General features: G+C 68.2%; 15 protein-coding genes and 8 pseudogenes. 10 read left to right on the top strand and 13 right to left on the bottom strand.

Going from position 1 to position 20,522, the window contains the following annotated elements:
- Positions 1-391 precede the first annotated feature (391 nt).
- Positions 392-859 (top strand): hypothetical protein, encoded by a 468-nt coding sequence (locus NFU81_RS40910; RefSeq protein ID WP_274038160.1) that lies wholly within the window; start codon positions 392-394, stop codon positions 857-859.
- Here NFU81_RS40910 and NFU81_RS34185 read toward each other — a convergent pair.
- Positions 750-1,036: pseudogene (locus NFU81_RS34185) on the bottom strand (DUF805 domain-containing protein). The gene NFU81_RS40910 and the pseudogene NFU81_RS34185 overlap by 110 nt on opposite strands.
- Positions 1,037-1,434: 398 nt before the next feature.
- Here NFU81_RS34185 and NFU81_RS34180 point away from each other — a divergent pair.
- From NFU81_RS34180 to NFU81_RS34170, 3 genes and pseudogenes are all read left to right on the top strand, one after another.
- Positions 1,435-3,147: an FG-GAP repeat domain-containing protein gene (locus NFU81_RS34180; protein ID WP_251499052.1), complete on the top strand. Its 1,713-nt coding sequence runs from the start codon at positions 1,435-1,437 to the stop codon at positions 3,145-3,147.
- A gap of 485 nt (positions 3,148-3,632) precedes the next feature.
- Positions 3,633-3,821, top strand: a pseudogene (locus NFU81_RS34175) (IS5/IS1182 family transposase); the annotation flags it as partial.
- On the top strand, positions 3,818-4,240 hold the full coding sequence (locus NFU81_RS34170) for a hypothetical protein (RefSeq protein ID WP_251499050.1): 423 nt from the start codon (positions 3,818-3,820) through the stop codon (positions 4,238-4,240). The pseudogene NFU81_RS34175 and the gene NFU81_RS34170, both read left to right, overlap by 4 nt.
- Before the next feature lie 69 nt (positions 4,241-4,309).
- Here NFU81_RS34170 and NFU81_RS34165 read toward each other — a convergent pair whose 3' ends face one another.
- The 4 genes and pseudogenes from NFU81_RS34165 to NFU81_RS34150 all read right to left on the bottom strand — a co-directional run bounded on the left by NFU81_RS34165 (position 4,310) and on the right by NFU81_RS34150 (position 7,492).
- Positions 4,310-5,692 carry a serine/threonine-protein kinase gene (locus NFU81_RS34165; protein ID WP_274038153.1) on the bottom strand — a complete coding sequence of 461 codons (1,383 nt, stop codon included), beginning with the start codon at positions 5,690-5,692 and terminating at the stop codon, positions 4,310-4,312.
- 347 nt (positions 5,693-6,039) lie between these two features.
- Positions 6,040-6,267 (bottom strand): annotated as a pseudogene (locus NFU81_RS34160) (transposase); the annotation flags it as partial.
- A 99-nt stretch (positions 6,268-6,366) separates the two neighbouring features.
- Complete coding sequence (locus NFU81_RS34155) at positions 6,367-7,263, bottom strand: COG4705 family protein (RefSeq protein WP_251499044.1); 897 nt, start codon at positions 7,261-7,263, stop codon at positions 6,367-6,369.
- On the bottom strand, positions 7,229-7,492 hold the full coding sequence (locus NFU81_RS34150; protein WP_251499042.1) for a hypothetical protein: 264 nt from the start codon (positions 7,490-7,492) through the stop codon (positions 7,229-7,231). The genes NFU81_RS34155 and NFU81_RS34150 overlap by 35 nt, the downstream gene beginning before the upstream one ends.
- A 403-nt stretch (positions 7,493-7,895) precedes the next feature.
- On the opposite strand from NFU81_RS34150, the gene NFU81_RS34145 reads away from it, so the two are divergent.
- Positions 7,896-8,720, top strand: a complete 825-nt coding sequence (locus NFU81_RS34145) for a ZIP family metal transporter (protein ID WP_251499039.1) — start codon at positions 7,896-7,898, stop codon at positions 8,718-8,720.
- Between the two features lie 71 nt (positions 8,721-8,791).
- Here the strand turns inward: NFU81_RS34145 and NFU81_RS34140 are convergent, their stop codons facing one another.
- Positions 8,792-9,703 (bottom strand): COG4705 family protein, encoded by a 912-nt coding sequence (locus NFU81_RS34140; protein WP_251499037.1) that lies wholly within the window; start codon positions 9,701-9,703, stop codon positions 8,792-8,794.
- 321 nt (positions 9,704-10,024) lie between these two features.
- On the opposite strand from NFU81_RS34140, the gene NFU81_RS34135 reads away from it, so the two are divergent.
- Positions 10,025-10,273: a hypothetical protein gene (locus tag NFU81_RS34135; protein WP_308208349.1), complete on the top strand. Its 249-nt coding sequence runs from the start codon at positions 10,025-10,027 to the stop codon at positions 10,271-10,273.
- A 13-nt stretch (positions 10,274-10,286) separates the two neighbouring features.
- Here NFU81_RS34135 and NFU81_RS34130 read toward each other — a convergent pair whose 3' ends face one another.
- Both NFU81_RS34130 and NFU81_RS41485 read right to left on the bottom strand, forming a co-directional pair.
- Positions 10,287-11,180 (bottom strand): integrase core domain-containing protein, encoded by an 894-nt coding sequence (locus tag NFU81_RS34130; RefSeq protein WP_251499092.1) that lies wholly within the window; start codon positions 11,178-11,180, stop codon positions 10,287-10,289.
- 551 nt (positions 11,181-11,731) lie between these two features.
- Positions 11,732-12,127 (bottom strand): annotated as a pseudogene (locus NFU81_RS41485) (FAD-dependent oxidoreductase); the annotation flags it as partial.
- 129 nt (positions 12,128-12,256) lie between these two features.
- On the opposite strand from NFU81_RS41485, the pseudogene NFU81_RS34120 reads away from it, so the two are divergent.
- Positions 12,257-13,380 (top strand): annotated as a pseudogene (locus NFU81_RS34120) (IS630 family transposase).
- A gap of 32 nt (positions 13,381-13,412) precedes the next feature.
- On the opposite strand, the gene NFU81_RS34115 reads toward NFU81_RS34120, so the two are convergent.
- The gene (locus NFU81_RS34115; protein ID WP_251499034.1) at positions 13,413-14,174 is read right to left on the bottom strand and encodes a class I SAM-dependent methyltransferase; all 762 of its coding nucleotides are present in this window, start codon (positions 14,172-14,174) and stop codon (positions 13,413-13,415) included.
- Between the two features lie 623 nt (positions 14,175-14,797).
- Between NFU81_RS34115 and NFU81_RS34110 the strand changes: the two are divergent.
- Positions 14,798-15,045, top strand: a pseudogene (locus tag NFU81_RS34110) (transposase family protein); the annotation flags it as partial.
- A 54-nt stretch (positions 15,046-15,099) separates the two neighbouring features.
- On the opposite strand, the gene NFU81_RS34105 reads toward NFU81_RS34110, so the two are convergent.
- The 3 genes from NFU81_RS34105 to NFU81_RS34095 all read right to left on the bottom strand — a co-directional run bounded on the left by NFU81_RS34105 (position 15,100) and on the right by NFU81_RS34095 (position 17,678).
- Complete coding sequence (locus NFU81_RS34105; protein WP_251499089.1) at positions 15,100-15,654, bottom strand: hypothetical protein; 555 nt, start codon at positions 15,652-15,654, stop codon at positions 15,100-15,102.
- A gap of 157 nt (positions 15,655-15,811) precedes the next feature.
- Positions 15,812-16,474 carry a response regulator transcription factor gene (locus NFU81_RS34100; RefSeq protein ID WP_251499032.1) on the bottom strand — a complete coding sequence of 221 codons (663 nt, stop codon included), beginning with the start codon at positions 16,472-16,474 and terminating at the stop codon, positions 15,812-15,814.
- A 4-nt stretch (positions 16,475-16,478) separates the two neighbouring features.
- Positions 16,479-17,678 (bottom strand): sensor histidine kinase, encoded by a 1,200-nt coding sequence (locus tag NFU81_RS34095; RefSeq protein WP_251499030.1) that lies wholly within the window; start codon positions 17,676-17,678, stop codon positions 16,479-16,481.
- 408 nt (positions 17,679-18,086) lie between these two features.
- Here NFU81_RS34095 and NFU81_RS34090 point away from each other — a divergent pair, with 408 nt between their 5' ends.
- Positions 18,087-19,562, top strand: coding sequence for an alpha/beta hydrolase (locus NFU81_RS34090; RefSeq protein WP_251499086.1), 1,476 nt, complete (start codon positions 18,087-18,089; stop codon positions 19,560-19,562).
- A gap of 212 nt (positions 19,563-19,774) precedes the next feature.
- Here NFU81_RS34090 and NFU81_RS34085 read toward each other — a convergent pair.
- Positions 19,775-20,418, bottom strand: a pseudogene (locus NFU81_RS34085) (IS701 family transposase); the annotation flags it as partial.
- A gap of 5 nt (positions 20,419-20,423) precedes the next feature.
- Between NFU81_RS34085 and NFU81_RS34075 the strand changes: the two are divergent.
- Positions 20,424-20,522: pseudogene (locus tag NFU81_RS34075) on the top strand (transposase); the annotation flags it as partial.

The following is a 20,522-nucleotide window of genomic DNA, read 5'->3' as shown; positions in this document are numbered from 1 at the left end:
GCCGCGACGGCGGATACTGGAAGGGCATCGTGTCCTGCAAATTTCGGGAGGCGATCAGGATGCGTACCGCCACTGAGCATGGCCGGGCCTATCGCAGGTGCGGGTGCCGCGACCGGCACCATCGCCAGCTTGGAGCGCGCTGTCCGCTACTCACCGCAGAACCCGAGCACGGCACTTGGACCTTCGCCGTCGATCTCCCCTCCCCCACGCCCGGCCGGCACACCGTCCACCGAGGCGGCTACCCCGCCGAAGAGACAGCCCACAGAGTGCGACGGGGTCCGTACCGGGCCGGGCCTGCAGTCCAACACCGCGACCGGGCCCATCGTGCTCAAGCCGCTGGCGAAGTGCTCGGGGCCTATCGAGTACGAGCGGCAGTTCATGTTCGACGAGCATGGCGACTTCCTGCTCGTGTGCTACTTCTCCCCCCGGCCTGTCCGCCGACCCCACCTCCGCCGGCGACCACTCGGCCCGCTGTGGACCCTCCGCCGACTTGCTGTGGGACCTGGTCGACGCCGACCACCACCGGGTGATGCTGCCGACCCTGACCGGATCCAGCAGCTACGACAACAACTACGCCGACAATCCCTTCCTCACCTGCCTGGGCTACACCGGCGCCTTCTGGTCGCACTGGCGCGAGCGCGAGGAGATCATGCGCCGGGTGAAGGACGGCGGCGGCCAGTCTGCTCCGCACCTGGCCACGAGCAGGCCGCCGGGTAGCCCACCGCGTGCGGGGTGGGGCTCGCTCGGGATCAGAGGTGGGCAGGCACTGGCTTGGGGCTCGGGCCGTAGGCGTTCGGCGCGGCGTCGCCTTCCGTGCAGGTCACCACGAGCAAGGCGATGCCGCCGAGCAGCGGAATGAAGCCGATCAGCGTGAACCAGCCGGAGCGGCCGATGTCATGCAGGCGGTGACCGCGAGACTCGGAAGGAGCACCGCGATCACGTAGAGGAAGTAGGGGACCAGCGCAGCCGGCTTGCCCACCCACAGCCCTATACCCGCCAGCACGCCGATTGCGATGGCGTTGAACAGGCTGAACATCCAGAATTCCCGGCGGCGGGCGCGCTCGCTGAAAACGGCGTACTTCTTCAGCACATCGACATACCAATGCACGGTACAGGTCCCCTCAATGACCGGTTCACAACCGGTGATCCCCCCGGCCATCCGCACGGGGTAGCAGAGCGTTGGCAGCCTGACCTGCACGAGTCAAGAAAGTTCCGAGGTCACTGCGCTGCGCCTGGCCTCTGCGGGGGCTGGCGTGACACCTCCACGCCATCCAGGTCCCGCTGCGCACCGGAGCCTGACGACCGGACAGATATCTCCACGCAGGCTGTCGTACCGGGGGGATAGACTCCGCCCACCAGAACCGGACGGATCTTCGAATAGATCCGGTATCAGCGGTTCGGGGATTCACTGCTTGAGATCCCATGGGGGGATTAGTGTCAGAATCCAAGCCGGCACGGCCCAACGGCCGCCGGCGTCTTGTGGCGGCCTGCACGGCCGGCATCCTTTCCCTCGGCGCCTTCGCGCTGAGTTCGAGCGCGCACGCCGCAGAGCCCGGCGCGCACCACCTCGCGGACCGGTCCACCGTGTCCGCGGCGCACGTTCCGCACATCTCCGCACCCACCGCGTCGGTGAACAAGTCGAAGCTGGCGGCGGGCGCCGCCGTCCAGACCCCGGCACCCGTCCGCTACGACATCGACGGCGACGGGATCGGTGACCAGCTCCTCCGCGACGCTGGCTACGACTGGTGGAACTCCCTGGCCGGCGGGGGCCAGGAACTCGGTTACTTCGACGATCTGTACACGGACGTTCTCACCCCGGGCGACATCGACGGGCTGGCCGGTCCCGACGTCGTGGGCCTGACCGCCAGTGGCAAGCTGGAGGTGTTCAGCGGGGCGACCTTCCCGCGCGATCCGTCGTGGACGAGCACCGGCTGGACCATCTACAACAAGGTCATCGCGCTCGACGACGTGACCGGTGACGGCATCCCCGACATCGCCGCGCGGACCTTCGACGGCCACCTGTACCTGTTCCCGGGCACCGGGAGCGGCAGCGCGCCGTTCAAGACGCGGCTGCTGATCGGCGGCGGCTGGGCGGTCTACGACCAGCTGGCCGGCGCCGGGGACCTCGACGGTGACGGCATCAGCGACCTGGTCGCACGCGACACCGCGGGGAACCTGTACTTCTACAAGGCCACCGGAGTCGCGACCGCGCCCTACAAGGGCAAAGCACTGATCGGCACCGGCTGGAACACGTACAACCAGATCATCGGCCTCGGCAACAGCGAGTCCGGCGCCGGCTTCCTGATCGGCCGGGCGTACAACGGCGCCCTCTACCGCTACGCGCCGAACGGCGCCGGAGGCTTCCAGGCGCGCGAGCTGTTGCCCGAGGGTGACAACTCCGACCTCATGGCCGGCATGGGCGGCATCCAGAACTGGGGCAAGAAGTGGCTGTTCGGCGTCACGTCGTCCGGTTCGATGTTCACCTACCGCTCCACCAACACCGGGACGCTCGTCAGGCGGGACCCGATGGGCGGCCCCAACCAATTCGCCGGCATCACGAACATCGCCCTCGGCGCCTCGCCGACCGATGACGGCCTCCCGGAGCTGCTGTTCAGCTCGGGCGGCTCGCTCTCCAACGGCAGCCGCGGCCTGGTCACCAACAGTTGGTCGTACAACCTGATGGTCGGCCCCGGCGACGTCAGCGGTGACGGCAAGGGCGACCTGCTGGCCCGCAACTCCTCGGGGCAGCTGTACCTCTTCAAGGGAACCGGCACCGGCACCGGTTACTCCGCCCGTACGCTCATCGGCACGGGCTGGGGCGTCTACAACGCCATCATCGGCGCCGGCGACATGACCGGCGACGGCCGGACCGACATCCTGGCCCGTGACACGTCCGGCACGCTGTACATCTACAAGGGCACCGGCAGCGCGTCGGCGCCGTTCGCGGGCCGGGTCAAGCTCAGCTCGGGCTTCGGCGCGTACCCCAAGATCGCCACTGCCGGCGACATCGACGGCAACGGCCTGGCGGACCTGCTCGCGGTGAACTCCACGGGCACGATGTACCGCTTCAGCGCCCACGGCACCGGGCAGTTCTCCGCCGGCGTCGCGCTGGGCGGCGGCTGGAACACCTACAGCAAGCTCTTCTGACCGCCTGACAGCACCTGCAGAACACAGGAAGGCGCCCGCATCCCTCGTAGGTACGGGCGCCTTCCGCCCGTACCGCTCCAGAATGGCTGCGCAGCCCCTGACCTGGGACGACGCTCCCATGCACCGATACGACACCATGAGTCCTCATGTTCGTGCGACTGCTCTACCTGATCTCCACACGGATCTTCGCCTGGCTGGTCCTGCTGTCTCGCTCTTCGGCGGCCAAAGACGCAGAAATATTGATCTTGCGGCAGGAAGTAACGGTGCTGCGGCGCCAGATCACCGCGCCAAGGCCCAGCTGGCCAGACCGCGCCCTACTCGCCGCCCTCGCCCGACTACCCCCCGGGTGCTGCGCAGACACCGGATCATCTCCCCACGCACCCTCCTCGCCTGGCACCAACGGCTCATCAAGAAGAAATGGACGCAGCCGCCGTCCGCGCGACGCCCTCGCAGTCCCACAGGAACTGCGCCAGCTAATCACCGGCGGGTTCGTCCCGCAGCCCAAGAGGTGGGTGGTGGAACAGGTGAATGGGATCACGATGCTGCACCGCAGGCTGGTACGGGACTACGAGCACCGGCCCGCCTCCGCCGAGTCGAGGGTGTACTGGGCCATGAGCGATCGGATGGCCCGGATGCTCACCGCGACCTCCACCCCCACCTGGCGCGGCGCGTGAGCGGCAGCGAGCTGACCTTGGGAGCGGTGCTGGCGCGCTTGGAGGAGCAACAGCGGGAGATCGCCATGCAGACCGAGGCCACGCGGGGACGCATCGAGGAACTGACCGTGCAGCTGGAGGAGTTCGCCGGGATCACCGAGGAAGTTCGGATCACCCGCAAGACCCTGCTGGCGCTGCCTGATCCGTCCCCGCCGAGGCCGCTGGCCGCGAAGCTGCCGGACCATCCGGCCTACCGGCAGATCATGGCGGTGTTCGCCGCGGCCGACGCCCCGCTGCGGGCACGGGCGGTCTGCGAGTCGATGGATCTGGAGATCGCGCCCAGCAACGTCAACAACGTCCGGTTGAAGCTCAAGTGGCTGGTCGAACGCGGGATCCTGATCGAGCCCGAGCAGGGGTTGTTCACCCAGCCACGGTCATAGCCACCCAGAGAGGCCACCGCCAGGCCCAGCCGCAGGCACGAAACGGGCAGCACGTCACCTACCACGCTCTCACTCCTTGTTGACGAAGTACGGCCAGGTCTCCTGCTCGTTGGTGGAGTAGAGAAGCTGATGCTGGTTCGGCATCAGTTGAAGACTCAGGGTGGTGACGGAGGCGCACGTGGCCGGTGAGGGGCTGAGGGACGTGGTGGTGAAGTCGACGACGTCGCCGACGTAGGAGGTCGCCTTGAGGGTGAAGGCGCAGTAGACGGGGTCGGTGTCGTGGTCGAGGACGGCGTTGAGGGTGCCGATCCGGTCGCCCACATGCCCTGCCTCGATGCGGACGGTCACCTGGTCGGCGCCGGGGTCGTTCTTGGGATCGCCGTGCCACGTGCCGACGTAGCTCTTGGGCAGGGCTGCGGTGTGGGGCCCGGTGGTCCTGTGGTCGAGATACTCCAGTACGCCGCCGAGCGCCCCGACGGCGAGTACGGCGAGCACGCCCCACGTCTTGAGCCGGGCGCTCCCTCTTCCGGGCCGGCCGGTGCGCGGGGGAAGAGCTTTCACCGTCGGCGTGTAGGCCGGGCCCTTCGCCGGTGGCGCCGGAGCTGGCGATGCGTTCTTGGGCGGGGCGCTGACGGCGGATGCGGCCGCAGCGAGCGCGCTCCTGGCCCGGCTCAGGACCTCGGCGGCGGTGGGGCGTTCGTTCGGCGCCTTCCGCAGACACTGCTCGATCAGTCGCCGCAACGCGCCGGGGACGCCGTCCAGGCGGGGTTCGTCGTCGGCGATCCGGCGGGCGATCGCGAGCACGCTGGGTGCTTCGAACGGGCTGCGGCCGGTGGCCGCGAAGGTCAGCACCGCGCCCAACGCGAAGACGTCGCTTTCCGGGCCGGCCGCCTCGCCGTGCACCTGTTCCGGCGCCATGTAGGCGTAGGTGCCGACGACGACCCCGGCGGTGGTGAGCGTGCTCGCGCCCTGCGCCTGGGCGATGCCGAAGTCGATGATGCGCGGGCCGTCCGCCGCGAGGATGACGTTGCCGGGCTTCACGTCCCGGTGGGCCAACCGGCAGGTGTGGATGGCCGCGAGTCCTTCGGCGAGGCCGCACGCCAGGGTGAGTACGGCGGCGGGTTCGAGGGTGCCCCGCTGGGTGACGCGGTCCTGCAAGGACAGCCCCGGAACGTATTCCGTGGCGAGCCACGGTTCCGCCGCGTCCGTGTCCGCGCCGATCACCCGGGCGGTCCTGGCCCCGCTCACCCGCCGCGCCGCGGCCACCTCGCGGGCGAAGCGCCGCCTAAATCCCGGGTCGCGGGCGTACTCCGGGCGGATTACCTTGACCGCGGCCCTCTCCCCGCCCGCGTCGGTCGCCAGGAAGACCTGCCCCATCCCGCCAGCGCCGAGCCGGTGCGTCGCCCGATACGGCCCTATCCGCGCTGGGTCACCGGGCAGCAAAGGGTCCATACGTGAGCCGATCGTGAGAAGCGAGAGGCACAGGAGCCGTGTGCGGTGCTCATTCTCCCCACTAACCCGCCCAGCGTGAAGGGCCCGCTCCCCACGGTGCCGCGGAAGCGACGTCCGACGGCGGGCGGGTGGTCACCAGCGGGTGAGCAAGCGGCGCAACGCGGGGAGCACGCTGCGGGGGGCCTCGCCCTCCACGGCGGCGGTCGCCGCCGAACGTGCCTCCGGCGAGCCGTTGAACGCCGCAATATAACGACCGATGCGAACAACGGCAGGTCGGAGCAGCTGCCGACTCGCGCGAGGACGGACACCAGAACGTTGGTATCCAGGGCGAAGCGCGCTGCGAGTTAGAAGTAGCACTTCACCGCGCCGACCGGGGGCAAGTCGTGGGGGAGGAAGTCCCACTGGCAGCCGGTACGGGACTGGTAGAGCGGGGCGTTGACGATCTCCCGCATCTCGTAGGCGCCCTGGTGGCCACTGACAGAGGGATGCTGAGCCTTCCAGGAGGCGATGACGGGCTCGATCAGGCCCCACCGCTCGTCGGACAAGTCGCTCTTGTAGGGCTGGCGATCGCTCACGTGGAACACTCCAGCACGACAGCACGCCACGATCAGCCCCGATACACCCGTGCCACACATTCCAGCGACAACAAACGCGGCATCACGTCACACGCCCTCTCAGAAGTGGTGGCTCCGGGAGTCGCCCAGTAGGACGTCGAGCTGCTTTTCCTGTTCGGCCGGTGCAGCCGGCTTGATCTTGCCGTGGTCGATGGCGAATGTCTCGAGGACGGCATCCATCTGGTTGTCGAGCAGGGTCCAGGTCGTGTTGTTCACCGCCTGCAGGGAGGTGGCGTCGGCGTCCCAGTCATCGCGCATCTCCTGCACGGTGGCATGGGAGGCAGCGGCCGTACCGGCGCGGTCCTGGGCGATCGCCTTCTCGGCGAGTTTCTCGTACTTCGTCACCGCTGCGGCGGTCTGGGGGGCGGTCAGGTCCGCCTTCTTGCAGGCCGGCAGCGTCTCGCTCTGGCCGGTCGGGTCGCAGGTGACGTGGGGCTGGTTGTGTGCCCAGACCATCAGCGCGACGGTGGCCGCGGCGATCGCGCCGAAGACTCCCAGCGCGATGCGCTCCTTGCACACGTTGGTGGCGACCGACGGCTGGTGGGCCATCTTGTGGGTCTCGGCGACATCGCTGCGGCTGATCGACAGGTAGATGACCGTCGCCGGGATGGCGCTGAGGAAGATCAGGCTCGTGGTGAAGGTGCCAAGGCCGAGTCCGACGGGTTCGCCGGGGCTGGTCGCAGTCTTCGGGGAGGCGAGCCAGTCACCGATGTTGGCGCCGAGCGGCCGGGTGAGGATGTAGGCCAGCCAGAACGAGAGGATCGGGTTGGCGCCGAACTTCGACAGTCCGGTGATCGCCGCGATGAGACCCAGCGGCAGGAACACCGACTGCGCAGGCGTCCAGCTGGTCAGTTCCAGTGTCCAGTCGCCGGTGGCCGTGCCCACCGCGAACGTCACCAGGACGGTCAGCCAGTAGAAGGCCTCACGCGGGAGGGTCGTGATGCTGTGGATCGACAAGGGTCCGCTCGCGCAGCCACCAGACCCCGAAGACGAGAGCCAGCAGGACCGAGAACACCGTGGAGCTCAGCCACAGCGGGACGTTCTGTTGATCGGTGAGCATGTCGGTGTAGAGGGTGCCGGTGACACTGACCACGACCACGGTGAGCCAGTACGGGAAGGGACTGTAGCGCCTGGTACGGAACTGGATCGTCAGCACGACTGCGAACACCGCGGTGAACAACAACATGGTGTTGGTCAGGCCGAAGCCCAGCGTGGTGTTGATGTAGTCGGCGACCTCTCGCCAACGGTCGTGCAGAGGATCTTGATGATCCAGAACCAGGCCGTGACTTCGGGCACCCTGTTCAGCAGGCGGCTTCCCCTGGCACCTGCCGAGGCCATGGTGGGCGTGGGAGTCGTGGGGGTCGTCATGCCGCGACCTTAGCGTCTACAGTCGTGTAGACGAAAGGGTCGCTGCGGGATTGACGGCCCACGTGCACCGGCATGGGCCATTCGATGGTGACGCCCGCGCCGCGGTTCGCAGGGGACATCGCCCGACGCAGGAGCCACTTGGCTTGTTAGGTAAGCCTAAACTCAATTAGGGTCTGACCCACCTGACTGTCCCCACGTTGCCCTTCGCTCGGAGCACCTCCATGTCGTCGTCCCAGATCGCCTTGCTCGGTGCCATTGCCGGCTTCACCATCTACCTCGGCCTGCCCATAGGCAGGCTCCGCAGCCCGGCGCCGCGGCTGAGAGCCGGCCTCAACGCGGTCGCCATCGGCATCCTGATCTTCCTGGTCTGGGATGTCCTCAGCGCAGCATGGGAGCCCACCGACGCCGCGCTCAGCGACCACCACTGGGGCACCGCGATCAGCGGCGGCACAGTCCTGGCTGCCGGACTGGCACTCGGTCTGGCCGGACTCGTCTACTGGGACCGTTTCATGGGCCGCCGCAAGAGCCGCGGCCTCTCCAAGGGCCCCGGCGCAGCCGCGGTCAGCGAGCTGGCCCAGCCGACGCGCTCCAAAGCCGGCAGCCTCGCGCTGATGATCGCCACCGGTATCGGGCTGCACAATTTTGCCGAAGGCCTGGCCATCGGCAACTCCGCCGCCACCGGTGAGATCTCGCTGGCCGTGCTGCTGATCATCGGATTCGGCCTGCACAACGCCACCGAAGGCTTCGGCATCGTCGCCCCGCTCGCCGCCGAAGGCGAACGCCCGTCCTGGGGAACCCTGGCCCTGCTCGGCCTCATCGGCGGCGGCCCCACCTTCGCCGGAACCCTGGTCGGCCAGCACCTGGTCAACGACATCCTGTCCATCGCCTTCCTGGGACTCGCCGCGGGCTCCATCCTCTACGTCGTCATCGAACTGCTCGCCGTCGCCCGCCGCGCCGCACTGAAAGAACTCACCACCTGGATGATCCTTCTCGGCCTGCTGCTCGGCTTCGCAACCGACGCGGTCGTCACCGCCGCCGGCGTGTGACCTCCGCCGCCGGCTGCGATCCTCGGTGAGCGCCTGACCTGATGCGCCTGCTCTCCGTCAGCGCGGGGACGCTACGCCGGTGCTTGCTCGGGGAGCGCCTCGGGGGGCTGCACCGCCGCGCCGTTGGGGCGTTGGGGGAGGCCCGTGCGGTGGTGGACGGGGGCGGGCAAGGACGGCAGCGGGTGCCTGCGGAGGTGCCACGTCTGGTAGGCGACGAGAGCGGTCAGGGCGGCGCACAGAGCGGTCGAACCCCATGCGGTGCCCCAGCCGAGCCCGCCCTCGTCCACCGGCTTGGTCAGCGAGTCTCCCCCGGACGCGCCCAACGGCCGGGTGAGAACGAAGGCCGCCCAGAACAGCAACGTGCCGCTGATGCCGGTCAGGTAGTGCGCGGCGACGATCACCAGCATGACGCCCGTGATGAGCAGGAAGGCGTTGCGGAAGCCGAGGCCGGTGTCGTCGGAGAGCCAGTCCCCGCTGGACGTGCCGAGGGTGTTGGAGACCAGGATCGCCATCCAGTAGAGCATCTCGCCCTGGCGGCTGGAGATCGACTCCACGTCGTACGTCTGGCCCGTCCGCCACCAGGCGGCGAAGACGAGCGCCAGGGTGGCGGTGAGGAGAACAGCGCCCCAGGCGTAGCCGATGCCGGCGGGGGCGCTGCCATGGCCGAAGCCACGGTTCATCAGGTCTGAGATCTCCGTGCCGACCATGCTCGTGCCCAGGACGACGGCCCAGTACAAGGCCGGACGAAGGCGTCCGGCACGGACCTGTGCCGTCACGGTGACGAGGAAGAACGCGAGAAAGACGGCGCCGGTCGCGAGGTACCCGAGCTTGAAGGTGATCCCCAGCAGGTCGCCGGCGGTCTCCCCGAGCGTCACCGCTACCGTCTTCATCGCCCAGAACAGCATTGTGACCTGAGGGAGTTTGCGCTCGACGCAGCTCACCAGGGTTCCGTCCTGGAGACCGCTCCGGCCCTGGGTGGGCATACCGCTCCGATCCGTCGGCTCGCGTCCGCCCCCGACCATGCCGCACCGCCACCTGGCGTCGGAGGGGACCTGCTCGCGATCTTGGCACCGAGGGGACTCGGCGCCCGCTCACACACGGACGATCGGTTCCAAGCCACCCGAAAGTAGTGGTCGACGGAGTGGGCGATGACGAAGCAGTTACTACAAGCTGTAAGAATGGATGGGGCCGCGAGGGCAGCCATCGGCCACCAGCCCACAAAGACACCGGGTGACTTCGTCTGCACGCCACTCCCGCTCTTCCGGACTACTGAGTGAGGGAGCCTGCGTGTCCCTCAGATCACCGTGGCGTTCTGGGTGGTCAAAGGACTGTCCACGGCCATGGGCGAGGCGACGTCGGATTATCTGGTCGGCGCGATGGCTCCGCCGATTGCCGTCGTTCTCGGATTCGCGGCGTTCCTGGCCGCGTTGGGGGTCCCCTACACGGTGTCCAGCATTGTCTGTGCCCTCGTGCTGCTCACCGTCTTCGCAACGTGGCGGAGCACCGAGAAGACGCTGTCGATGCACAGCATCGACACTGCGGGTGCCGATTAATCATCCGGGCTGGTCAAGCGGCATGCTGGTACTCGTGGAGGGTTCCGCCGAGTCGGTCTTGTCGGCGGACCTCCAAGTGCCTGATGTGTCCTGGCACGCTGATTGGCTCGGGTAGTTGGCGGAGCGGAGAGGCTTGCTTCAGAGTGCGGTGGGGTCGGTGCTGGTTGTAGAAGGTTTCGAACTCTCGGAGCGCGTGCAGAAGGTGGCTCTGGTTCCAGATCAGTGTTCTGTCGAGGAGTTCGCGCCGGCAGGTCTGTATCCAGCGCTCCATGATGGAGTTCATACGCGGCATCCGGACGCCGGTGGTGACGACCTTCAGTCCGGCGTCCGTCAGTAGCGCGTCGAAGGCGGTCGTGAACTTGGAGTCGCGGTCGCGCATCAGGAAGCCGGCCTTGCTACCTGCCTCTTCGAGGTCCATGACGAGGTTGCGCCCGAGCTGTACGACCCATCGTGCGGTGGGGTGTGCGGTGGCGCCCAGGATCCGGATGCGCCGGGTGGAGTGCTCGATGACGGCGAAGACGTAGAGTTGCGCCCCGGTCAGGGTGCGGGTTTCGAAGAAGTCGCAGGCGAGTATGGCGCCGGCCTGGCCGCGCAGGAAGTCGGCCCACGTCGTGCTCGCTCGTTCCGGGGCGGGTGGGATGCCGTGCTCCTTGAGGATTTCCCAAAGGGTGGAGGCGGCGACCTCGATCCCGAGCGAAGCGAGTTCGCCGTGGATGCGCCGGTACCCCCACGAGGAGTTCTCGCGGGCGAGGCGCAGGACCAGGACGCGGATCGAGCGGATGGTGGGCGGTCGTCCGCGCCGCTTCGGTACGCAGGTCGCAGCATGGCGCCGTTTGAGCAGGTTGCGGTGCCATCGCAGGACAGTTTCTGGACGTACAAGCAGCAGGAGCCGGCGGAGCTTGCCCATCGGCAGGTGGTGGAGCAGACCGGCGATCACGGCCGTGACCTGGGCGGATGATTTATCGGCACCCGCAGGGCTGAAAACACCCTGACCTGCGGGTTTCCGCACTCGCGGTCCCCAGTTGGTCCCCGAGACCCTGACGGGCCATCACGTGGGAACCGTTGCCGACAACACGAAAGGCCCGCTGACCTGGCCAAATGCCAGCCCAGCGGGCTTTCTCCGCACCGTCGGGACGACAGGATTTGAACCTGCGACCCCTTGACCCCCAGTCGGGTAAACAGAGGGAATTTTCCCGTCAAACGGGACTAACTCTCCGGGCATTATGACCACTTACGCGAATAGCGATCGCAAACGCGTACAACGCGTGGTCCCCAGATGGTCCCCCATAATTCACGGGATCCTCCTCCTTCAGCTCTGCTATTCCAGCATCTCGCCGCTGGCAGGAATACACAATCCCCACAAGCGTTCGAGGAACCGAGCTTGCGCTCGTCAGCCCGTCGCGCGGACTGCGGCAGGGCAGCGCGAGGAACTGTGCACCGATGCGCAAGGTCATGTTCGATGGCGGGTTCCCGCCGCACGGCCGCGGTCAGGGCGGCCTCCAGCACAATGCGGCGGGTCCGCAGCGTCACCAGGTCCTCATCGCCGGCCCGGTGCGGCGGATGCTCACCGAACCAGTCGAAGTCGTGGTACTCCCGGGCTCCGCGTGCCAGCAGGTCCGTGTAGACATCAGGGGTCTCGGTACGCAACACGGTGCGGACGGGCGCGAGGAATGAGTGGGGATGGTTGGCCTGCGGCACTCGGGGCCTGCTCCAATCGAAGAAGTCCCGATTCAGGCCCTCTCCGGCCTGCCGATCGTCCTGCTCGAACAACGCCACCGTGTGACCCCGCCGGCCAAGCATGAGGGCCGTTCCCAGCCCGCTGATACCCGCACCGATCACCGCAACCCGCGCCACCGATCTCCCCTTCGTGTCGTGTTGCGGAATGAGCCTAGTGCTGTGACCGGAAACGATCACCGGGTTGGCGCTGACTGGTCTCGCGCCGGTTGGATGTGACGACACGTCCGATCTGCGCGGGGAGGCGGGATGGCGGGGCCAGTCAGGGTTCGCAGGCTGACCGAGCAGGAGGGGCAGCAGCTGCAGCGGATCGTGCGGCGGGGCAGCACCAGCACGGTGCGGTTCCGCAGGGCGATGATGCTGCTGGCCTCGGCGAGCGGGAACAGCGTCCCGGTCATAGCCCGGCTCGTCCAGGCCGACGAGGACACCGTCCGCGACGTGATCCACAAGTTCAACGAGATCGGGCTGGCCTGCCTGGACCCTCGATGGGCGGGAGGCCGTCCCCGCCTGCTCCGCGATGACGACGAGGACTTCGTCATCCAGACGGCCACCACCCGCCCCACCAAGCTCGGCAAGCCTTTCACCCGATGGTCGATCCGCAAGCTCGTCGACCACCTGCGGCGCAACGTCAGCCGCCCCATACGGATCGGACGCGAAGCCCTGCGTTGCCTGCTGTCCCGCCGCGGGATCACCTTCCAGCGCACCAAGACATGGAAGGAATCGAGCGACCCGGACTTCGACACCAAGCTGGACCGGATCGAGTACGCGCTCACCCAGCGGCCCGAGCGGACCTTCGCCTTCGACGAGTTCGGCCCCCTGGGCATCCGCCCGACCGCCGGGTCCTGCTGGGCGAATCAGGGGCGGCCGGACCGGCTGCCGGCCACCTATCACCGCACCCACGGCACCACCTACTTCCACGGCTGCTACTCGGTCGGCGACGACACCCTGTGGGGCGTCAACCGGCGCCGCAAGGGCATCGGCCCGACCTGGGCCGCGCTGAAGTCGATCCGCGCGGCCCGTCCGGACGGCGCCCCGATCTACGTCATCCTGGACAACCTGTCCGCGCACAAGAACTGGCGGATCCGCCGCTGGGCGGCGAAGAACAAGGTCGAGCTGTGCTTCACGCCGACGAACGCATCGTGGGCGAACCCCCGATCGAGGCCCACTTCGGGCCACTGCGGCAGTTCACCCTCGCCAACTCCCACCACCCCAACCACCCCGTCCAGACACGCGAGTTGCACCGCTATCTGCGCTGGCGCAACCAGAACGCCCGGCACCCCGACGTCCTGGCCGCCCAACGGCGTGAACGCGCCCGTGTCCGCAGCGAGAAAGGCATCAGGTTCGGTGGCCGCCCCATCGCCGCAGCGGCCTGACTGCCCTTCCGGATCCCAGGACACCATCCAGGTCACGGACGCGTGGCCACCAGCAGGTCAACCACGTAGGTTTCTTCCACCACCTCGTCGGGGAAGAACTCGCGCAGTCGCCTGCGCTCCCCAGAGAGAAAGGCACGCTTGTCGTCCTCGGCAAGCACAAGGAACGCCGAGCGGCTGCTGATATTGGCAAGGTGCGTGTCGAGGGAGACCACACGGCTCCACCGCACCTGGCGGCGCGCGACCCGGAGCCCCGACAGGCCCGCAAGCCGGATGGCGTCGCTGTCGTCGGGACGCACCCGAGAAGTCGGCTTCACTCCCCAGTGGTGCGCGATCCGCTGGTGCTGCTCTCGGATCCAGGGCACGTCGAAGGCGGTGGTGTTCCACCAGATCGCGAGCGCACCGCCCGGCAGCAGGACCCGCAGTGCCTCCGGGACCGAGCGGGTGGTGTCGGTCCACTGCCAGGACTGTGCATAGGTGATGAGGTCGTGGGAGGCGTCCGCGAGGGGGAGGGCGTTGCCGTCACCTCTGATGATCGGCACATTCGGGAGCACGGTGTGGAACTTGGCGGCCATGGCGTCGCCGGGCTCAACGGCGATCACCTCAGCCCCGCGCTCACGCAGCAGAGCGGTGGCGATTCCGGTGCCCGCGCCGATATCGGCGACGCGGGCACCGGCCAGGGAACGGCTCGTGAGCTGTTCGATGCAGTCGAAGAGCGCGGGAGGATACGAAGGCCGGCTGGCCGCGTACTGGTCAGCCGCCGCGTTAAACGAATGGGCGCGTGAGCTGGTGGTCATCCCCACATCATCCCCCTGCCCCGCTGACTGCCCGCCCCGGTGATCGTTTCCGGTCACAGCACCAGCGCTTGACGATCTCCGGTTCGAAACCAGCGTCCTCCGTCGCGGACCTCTTCAACTCCCCGCCTCGTGGCCGGCGAGGCCACACTCCATCGCCGGGGTTGCAAGGTGATTGAAGTGGGCAAGGACGGGAGCCGACCGCAGTGCCCGTGTCGCCACGTCAAGGGATTGCCACAGGTCAGAGGCCTTGTGTCTCCCGTGTGGTCGCATTGTGATCGCCGCTCGCATGCCGCGGAGGCGGATACTGGAAGTGCGTCGCGTCCTGCTCATTTCGGGAGGCGATCACGATGCGTACAGCCACTGAGCTCTTTCCAACCTGGCCGCGAGTTTGGCCAGTTGGGCTGACAACGTGGTGGTCACCACAACCAACTCACCCAGCTCAAAGCGGCCCCGCACAAACCGACTTCCCCACCACCACAACACCAAGATCAAAAAATTGCGACCACAATGCGGCCACACCCCAAAAACACAACAAAAAGGCCGCCCCCGCATCTCTGCGGAAACGGCGTCCGACCTGCGAAAACGCTGGTCGGGACGACAGGATTTGAACCTGCGACCCCTTGACCCCCAGGATAGCCGACGGCGGCTATCGAAGCACCGGCCTGATCATCCCGCACCGACGGGAACCTGGTCCTGACCTGGAAAGAGGAACACAACTCCTCCCACCGCAAGGTCCGTGCACGGGGCGAGCACACCCTTCGCCCGCATGAAGACCTGGAAGATCCTTCGAGACTGCCGTCTCGAAGACGACGGCGTCCACCACGCCATGCTCGGTATCGCTCGCCTCCACAACCTCACCCTTGCTGGGTGACCGGCAGGCATCAGCCGGGACAGCCAATAGGACGGAGACAAGGAAGCGGGCCGGCTACATCTCCTCACGCAGTCGATCCCAGGTATGAGTGTCCAGGCTGTCGTACGGGCCCAGGCGGGAGAGTTCGGCGCCGTCACCCCCCAGAGCCACGATCAGGGGTCGGACTCCGCGGTTCATCTGCGGAGACGTCCATACAGCGATGAGACTGCGCTGCTCCGGGACCTCGATCCGGCGGACACCGATGAGAACGTCACGCACCTCCCGCCCGAGGCGCACTTTGACGCAGTTGATCATTTGTGCCGCGGCGAGGGAGCGCGGAGGGTCGAGACTTCGGGTGAGACTCAGCGCGCCCCCTCCGTTGCGAACGTCGAGCACATCGACATCGACAGGACCGTCCCCGGAACTGCTGCCGCCCCCCACATACCGCCACCGCTCGCCGAACCACTCAAGGACCGCGACGTGCTCACGGAACTGCGATGACTTCGGACGCCACAGGATCCAGATCGCCCCAACGCCCGCAGCGTCGTCGACATCGGCCGACACCACGGTCAGCACACGCCGCGGCATCCACCAAGGTTGCGGCACATCTCCCGCCAGCGCCCGCTTCATCACGCCCCGCAGAAAACCCTCCCATCGGGGCCACGCCCACACCGCCTCTCCGCACGCCCGCATGCGCCTGCGATACCCAGTGCGTGACAGCATCAAGCCCGACGACGCTGAGGCAACACCCGACGCCTCTGACCCAAAGATCATTACGGGGCACCACTTAGGACCGGGGCGCGCTGATGGTTACGAACCCTGACTCGTACGCGGTGATCACTGCCTGCGTCCGGTCCCGTGCCTGCAATTTTGTGAGCACCGAGCTGACATGGGACTTCACCGTCTCCGAGCCGATCACCAACTGGTGGGCGATCTCAGCGTTGGACATTCCCTGGGCCATCAGCCGGAGCACAGATGCCTCACGGGCAGTGAGAGCCACTTCCGCCAGCGCGTCCCGGGCCGACCGGTCGCCGTACTCGGCGGCAAGTGCCCGTACGGCGGCTGGGAACAGCAGCGACTCGCCCTCGTGGATCAGCCGCACTGCGTGCACGAACTCCGCCGGCCGGGCCCGCTTGAGCAGAAAGCCGTGGGCTCCGGCGCACAGCGCCTGGTACACGTACTCGTCGTTCTCGAAGGTCGTCACCACGAGGATCTTGGGAGGCGGTACGACCGTACGCAGCACGGCTCGGGTCGCTTCGATCCCGTCTAGCAGCGGCATTCGCACGTCCATGGCCACCACGTCCGGGCGCAGTTGCCGCACCAAAGGGATGACCGCGGCTCCGTCAGCTGCCGCACCCACCACCCGGATGTCGGACTGGGCTTCGAGGACCGCCCGCAGACCGGCCAGGACCAGCGGTTCGTCGTCGACCAGCAGCACAGTGATCGGCATGCGATCAGCCTACTGACCGATCGGTGGGGACCACCTGGCAGTCCCGTGGTCCTGCGAGTCCGTCGAGTGGCAGCCGTACCCGCAACCGCCATTCACCGTGCGAGGGGCCGGTCTGCAACTCCCCACCGAGGAGGGCCGCGCGCTCGCGCATACCGCGCAGGCCGCTTCCTGCGCGGCCGGGCGCGAGCGACGGTTGTCGCGGCAGCGGGTTGGCCACTTCCAGTTCCAGCAGCGAGTCGGCCACAGTCACGCGCACCTTGACCGGCACCGGGCCGGCGTGCCGCAGCACGTTGGTGAGCGCCTCCTGGAGGATCCGGTAGCCCTCGCGGGAGATCAGCCCTGGCAGGTGGCCCAGCGGTCCGGACAGTTCGGCGTCCACGGTCGCGCCTGAACTGCGCGCTGCCTCCAGCAGCCGGTCCACCCCCTCCAGTGTGGGTCGGCCACTCAACGGCCGGCCGCCCTCCCGCAGGATCAGCAGTACCCGGTCCAGTTCGTCCAGCGCGCCGCGGCCGACCTCTTCGATCGCCGAGAGAGCCCGTTCGGTGAACGCCGGGTCCCCGGCGGCCCGGGCGGCGCCGGCCTGCAGCACCGCGACGGTCAGCGCGTGACCGATGGAGTCGTGCAATTCCCGCGCGATGCGGTTGCGTTCAAGCAGCTGCTCGGTGCGCTCTTCCAGGAGACGCAGTCGTTCGGCCGGGGATGGGCCGAGCAGCATCCGGGCGAGGCGGGTCGCGAAGTGCCCGAGCGCGACCAACAGGACGAGTGATCCCACAGCCGGAAGTACGGCCAGGGGGGTCCACCACCACTGCGGCTGCCAGATGCCAAGAGCCGGAATGGTCACCGGAGCGCCACCGATCCCCAGCCGGAGCATCTCGATGGCGAGCATCGGGCCCCAGGCGGTGGTCATCAGGGCCACCCCCGCCAGGACGAGTCGTGCCTCCAGCCAGAGCACTGTCCGCCACCGGTCCTGCCACGTGGCGGCGGGCGCCGCCGCGATCGTGGCGTCGGGCCGCCCGCGCTCGTCCGGCACCAGGAGCGCTTGGGCCTGTATGCCCTCCCCGAGACGCACTGCCCGGATCAGGCCCACCGGCACGGCCAGGACCCCCAGCAAGTACAGGTACCTCGGGGCGAAGACTCCCCACAGCGCGATGGCGCCGGCCGGCACGCACAGGTGCAGCCAGCGCGTGTACGTGACCGGCCGCACCAACGGCCGTAACAGCCAACGGAATCGGGTGGGACGCCGAGTCTCGGGCACCTGGTCATCCTGCCAGTGAGGCGAACGCGACGGCCCCCCCGTACGGGGGAGAGCGAACCAACTGCCGGGGGAGGTAGCGGGGCCCTCTGCACTGCCAAGGTGGCTTCGTCATCAGCATCGACGGCCATGACCTCACGAAGGACCGCGGTAGCATCCGGGTCGCGCATCGGCTCACCGTCACCGTGCGGCCGGTCCGGGACACGACTCCGGCATCAAGCTTCCCTCCGCAGGTCACGGCCCCCGATGGTGACCGGCAGCCAAGCTCAGGCGCATCCGTGCACACGGCCCATCGCACAGGTCACCCAACCACGCGGACGCCGCAGCCGGCCATCAACACCTCTGAACCCGGAGACAATGATGAAGCACAAACTCGCCGTGGTACTCGGCGTCCTTTCGCTCGGTGCGACATGCCTCGCCGGCGCCGCTCCAGCCTCAGCGACAACGCTCCCCTGGAATCCGTGTGCTCAGCCCGATGGCCCCGCCGACCAGCAGTGCGCTGATCTGTCCCTCCCTGTGGACTACCGCAAGCCGGACGGCGCCCGCCTCACCCTGCGCGTGACCCGCCTGGTCAGCGATCGCCCGGCCGCCCGGCGCGGCACCCTGCTGGTCATCCCGGGCGGCCCGGGCGGCTCCGGCGTCGACGCGCTCGCCCACACAGGACCGGCGCTGCGCAAGGCCTTGCACGGCGCCTACGACCTTGTCAGCCTCGACCCGCGCGGGGTGGGCGGCTCCACGGCAGTCGGCTGCGGGCTCAGCGCGGACGACCGGGACGTGATGAACCTCCGCAGCTGGCCCGGTGCCGGTGGCGACATCAGCGACAGCGTTGCCCGCGCCCATCGCATCGCCGACGCCTGCGCCCTCAACGGCCGTGCTTTGGTGCGCAGTTACTCCACGGCGAACGAAGTGCGCGACATCGAGCGCCTGCGCCAGGCCCTCGGTACCGCGAAGGTGTCGATGTACGGGGTGTCGTACGGCACGTACGTAACCGCCGCCTACGCGCAGGAGCACCCCGAACACACCGACCGGGTGGTGCTCGACAGCACCGGCGATCCCGACCCGGCGCGAGTGGAACGCGGTTGGCTCGCCAACACGGCGGCCGGCGCCGACGAGCGGTTCCCCGACTTTGCCCGCTGGGCCGCCGACCCCGCCCGCGACCAGGAGGGACTGCGGCTAGCACAAAGTGCCGTCGAAGTACGACCGTTGATACTGTCCCTCGCCGACCGGCTGGACCGCACACCCCGGGCGACCACCACACCAGACAAGCCGCTCACCGGTAACATCCTGCGCCAGGTCGTCCAGCAGGCGCTCTACAACGACGTCAACTTCCCCTTTCTGGCCCAGCTGGTCAAGGCCACCGAGGAGCCGCACGCCACGCCTGCGCTGCCCGCCGGGTACGCCACGCCGATGCTGGACCGCGACGCCGCCGTGTTCACGGCGACGCAATGCAACGACGTGAGCTGGCCCCACGACGTTCGCGGCTACGCCCGCGCCGTCGCGACCGACCGCATCCGCCACCCGCTCACCACAGGGCAGCCGGTGAACATCACCCCCTGCGCCTTCTGGCACACCGAGCCGATCGACAGGCCGGTCCGCATCACCTCGGACGGGCCGTCCAACATTCTGATGCTCCAGAACCTCCGGGACCCGGTCACGCCCTACTTCGGTGCCCTGAGCATGCGGACCGCCCTCGGCGACCGCGCCCGCCTGGTCACCGTCGACCAAGGGGGTCACGGCGCCTACCACGCCGACGGCGTCGGCTGCGGTAACGAGGCGGTGACGGGATTCCTCCTGACTGGGAATCGCCCACCGGCTGATCTGCGGTGCACGACGTAACGGCACAATATGTCCCGATAAGTCATCCATCCAGGTCACGGCCCTGGTCACGGGCAACCGGAGCTCCCCTGCCCTCACACCGAAGTCCTCATCCCTTCTAGTAGGGCTTGGTCAGGTGTGTATGGGTATGGGTATGTCGCGGTGGCAGGTGGGGCAGGCGCCGGCCCAGGTGGCGAGGAGTAACTGCAGGTCGCGGACGACTTGGTAGAGGCTCAGGCCGACGCCGTGTCTTTTGGGGCGGTGGCCAGTCTGCGCAGGGTGCAGAAGGCGTGGGCCACGGAGACCAGGGTGACGTGGTGGTGCCAGCCGTTGAATGTGCGGCCTTCGAAGTGGGCCAGGCCCAAGGCCTGCTTCATCTCGCGGTAGTCGTGCTCGATGCGCCAGCGGAGTTGGGCCGGCCGGACCAGGGTGGTCAGCGGGGTGTCCTCGGGCAGGTCGCTGAGCCAGAACTGGACCGGTTCGGGTTCCTTGGCGGGCCATTCGGCCCGCACCCAGCACTCGGCGAGTTCCACGCCGTCGGTGGCTTCGCGGACCTCGCGTCCGGCGGGGCGGATCCGCAGGGCCACGAACCGCGAGTAGATGCGCTTCAGGCCGCTGCGGGCCCGGCCGGGACGGGAGCCCTCACGCCAGGACACCGGCCGGGCCGCACCCCGGCCAGCCTGGGCCACCAGATTTTCACCGAGCGGGCCAGGTCGGGATACCTGGACACCGGTGGTCGCCCGGTGCCGCTGTAGGGCGGCGTGACCGGGCAGGCCGAGGCCGGGTGGGCGGTGTGCGTGGTGGAGATCCCGACCACGTAGTGCAGGCCCCGCTGGTTCAATCCGAGCCGGAACGCGGCACTGTCGCCGTAACCGGCGGCGAGAGGCGATCAACACCGTCTGGGAGGAGGCCCTGGTCCAAACGTGTGTCACGCACCTGATCCGGTCCTCGATGAAATACGTCAGCTACACCGACCGCAAG

Source organism: Actinacidiphila cocklensis, from assembly GCF_907177275.1.
GTDB classification, from domain to species: Bacteria; Actinomycetota; Actinomycetes; order Streptomycetales; family Streptomycetaceae; genus Actinacidiphila; species Actinacidiphila cocklensis.
The sequence above is the reverse complement of the archived record's forward strand: the minus strand, read 5'-3'. Positions and strand labels throughout refer to the sequence as shown.

What these genes read in the sequence shown, in the direction of transcription:
- NFU81_RS40910 (WP_274038160.1), top strand. Translation starts at nt 392, where the DNA reads ATGGCGACTTCCTGCTCGTGTGCTACTTCTCCCCCCGGCCTGTCCGCC.
- NFU81_RS34165 (WP_274038153.1), bottom strand. Translation starts at nt 5,692, where the DNA reads ATGGACCCTTTGCTGCCCGGTGACCCAGCGCGGATAGGGCCGTATCGG.
- NFU81_RS34150 (WP_251499042.1), bottom strand. Translation starts at nt 7,492, where the DNA reads ATGTTGTTGTTCACCGCGGTGTTCGCAGTCGTGCTGACGATCCAGTTC.
- NFU81_RS34145 (WP_251499039.1), top strand. Translation starts at nt 7,896, where the DNA reads ATGTCGTCGTCCCAGATCGCCTTGCTCGGTGCCATTGCCGGCTTCACC.
- NFU81_RS34140 (WP_251499037.1), bottom strand. Translation starts at nt 9,703, where the DNA reads ATGCCCACCCAGGGCCGGAGCGGTCTCCAGGACGGAACCCTGGTGAGC.
- NFU81_RS34130 (WP_251499092.1), bottom strand. Translation starts at nt 11,180, where the DNA reads ATGGGCAAGCTCCGCCGGCTCCTGCTGCTTGTACGTCCAGAAACTGTC.
- NFU81_RS34115 (WP_251499034.1), bottom strand. Translation starts at nt 14,174, where the DNA reads ATGACCACCAGCTCACGCGCCCATTCGTTTAACGCGGCGGCTGACCAG.
- NFU81_RS34105 (WP_251499089.1), bottom strand. Translation starts at nt 15,654, where the DNA reads ATGAAGCGGGCGCTGGCGGGAGATGTGCCGCAACCTTGGTGGATGCCG.
- NFU81_RS34100 (WP_251499032.1), bottom strand. Translation starts at nt 16,474, where the DNA reads ATGCCGATCACTGTGCTGCTGGTCGACGACGAACCGCTGGTCCTGGCC.
- NFU81_RS34090 (WP_251499086.1), top strand. Translation starts at nt 18,087, where the DNA reads ATGAAGCACAAACTCGCCGTGGTACTCGGCGTCCTTTCGCTCGGTGCG.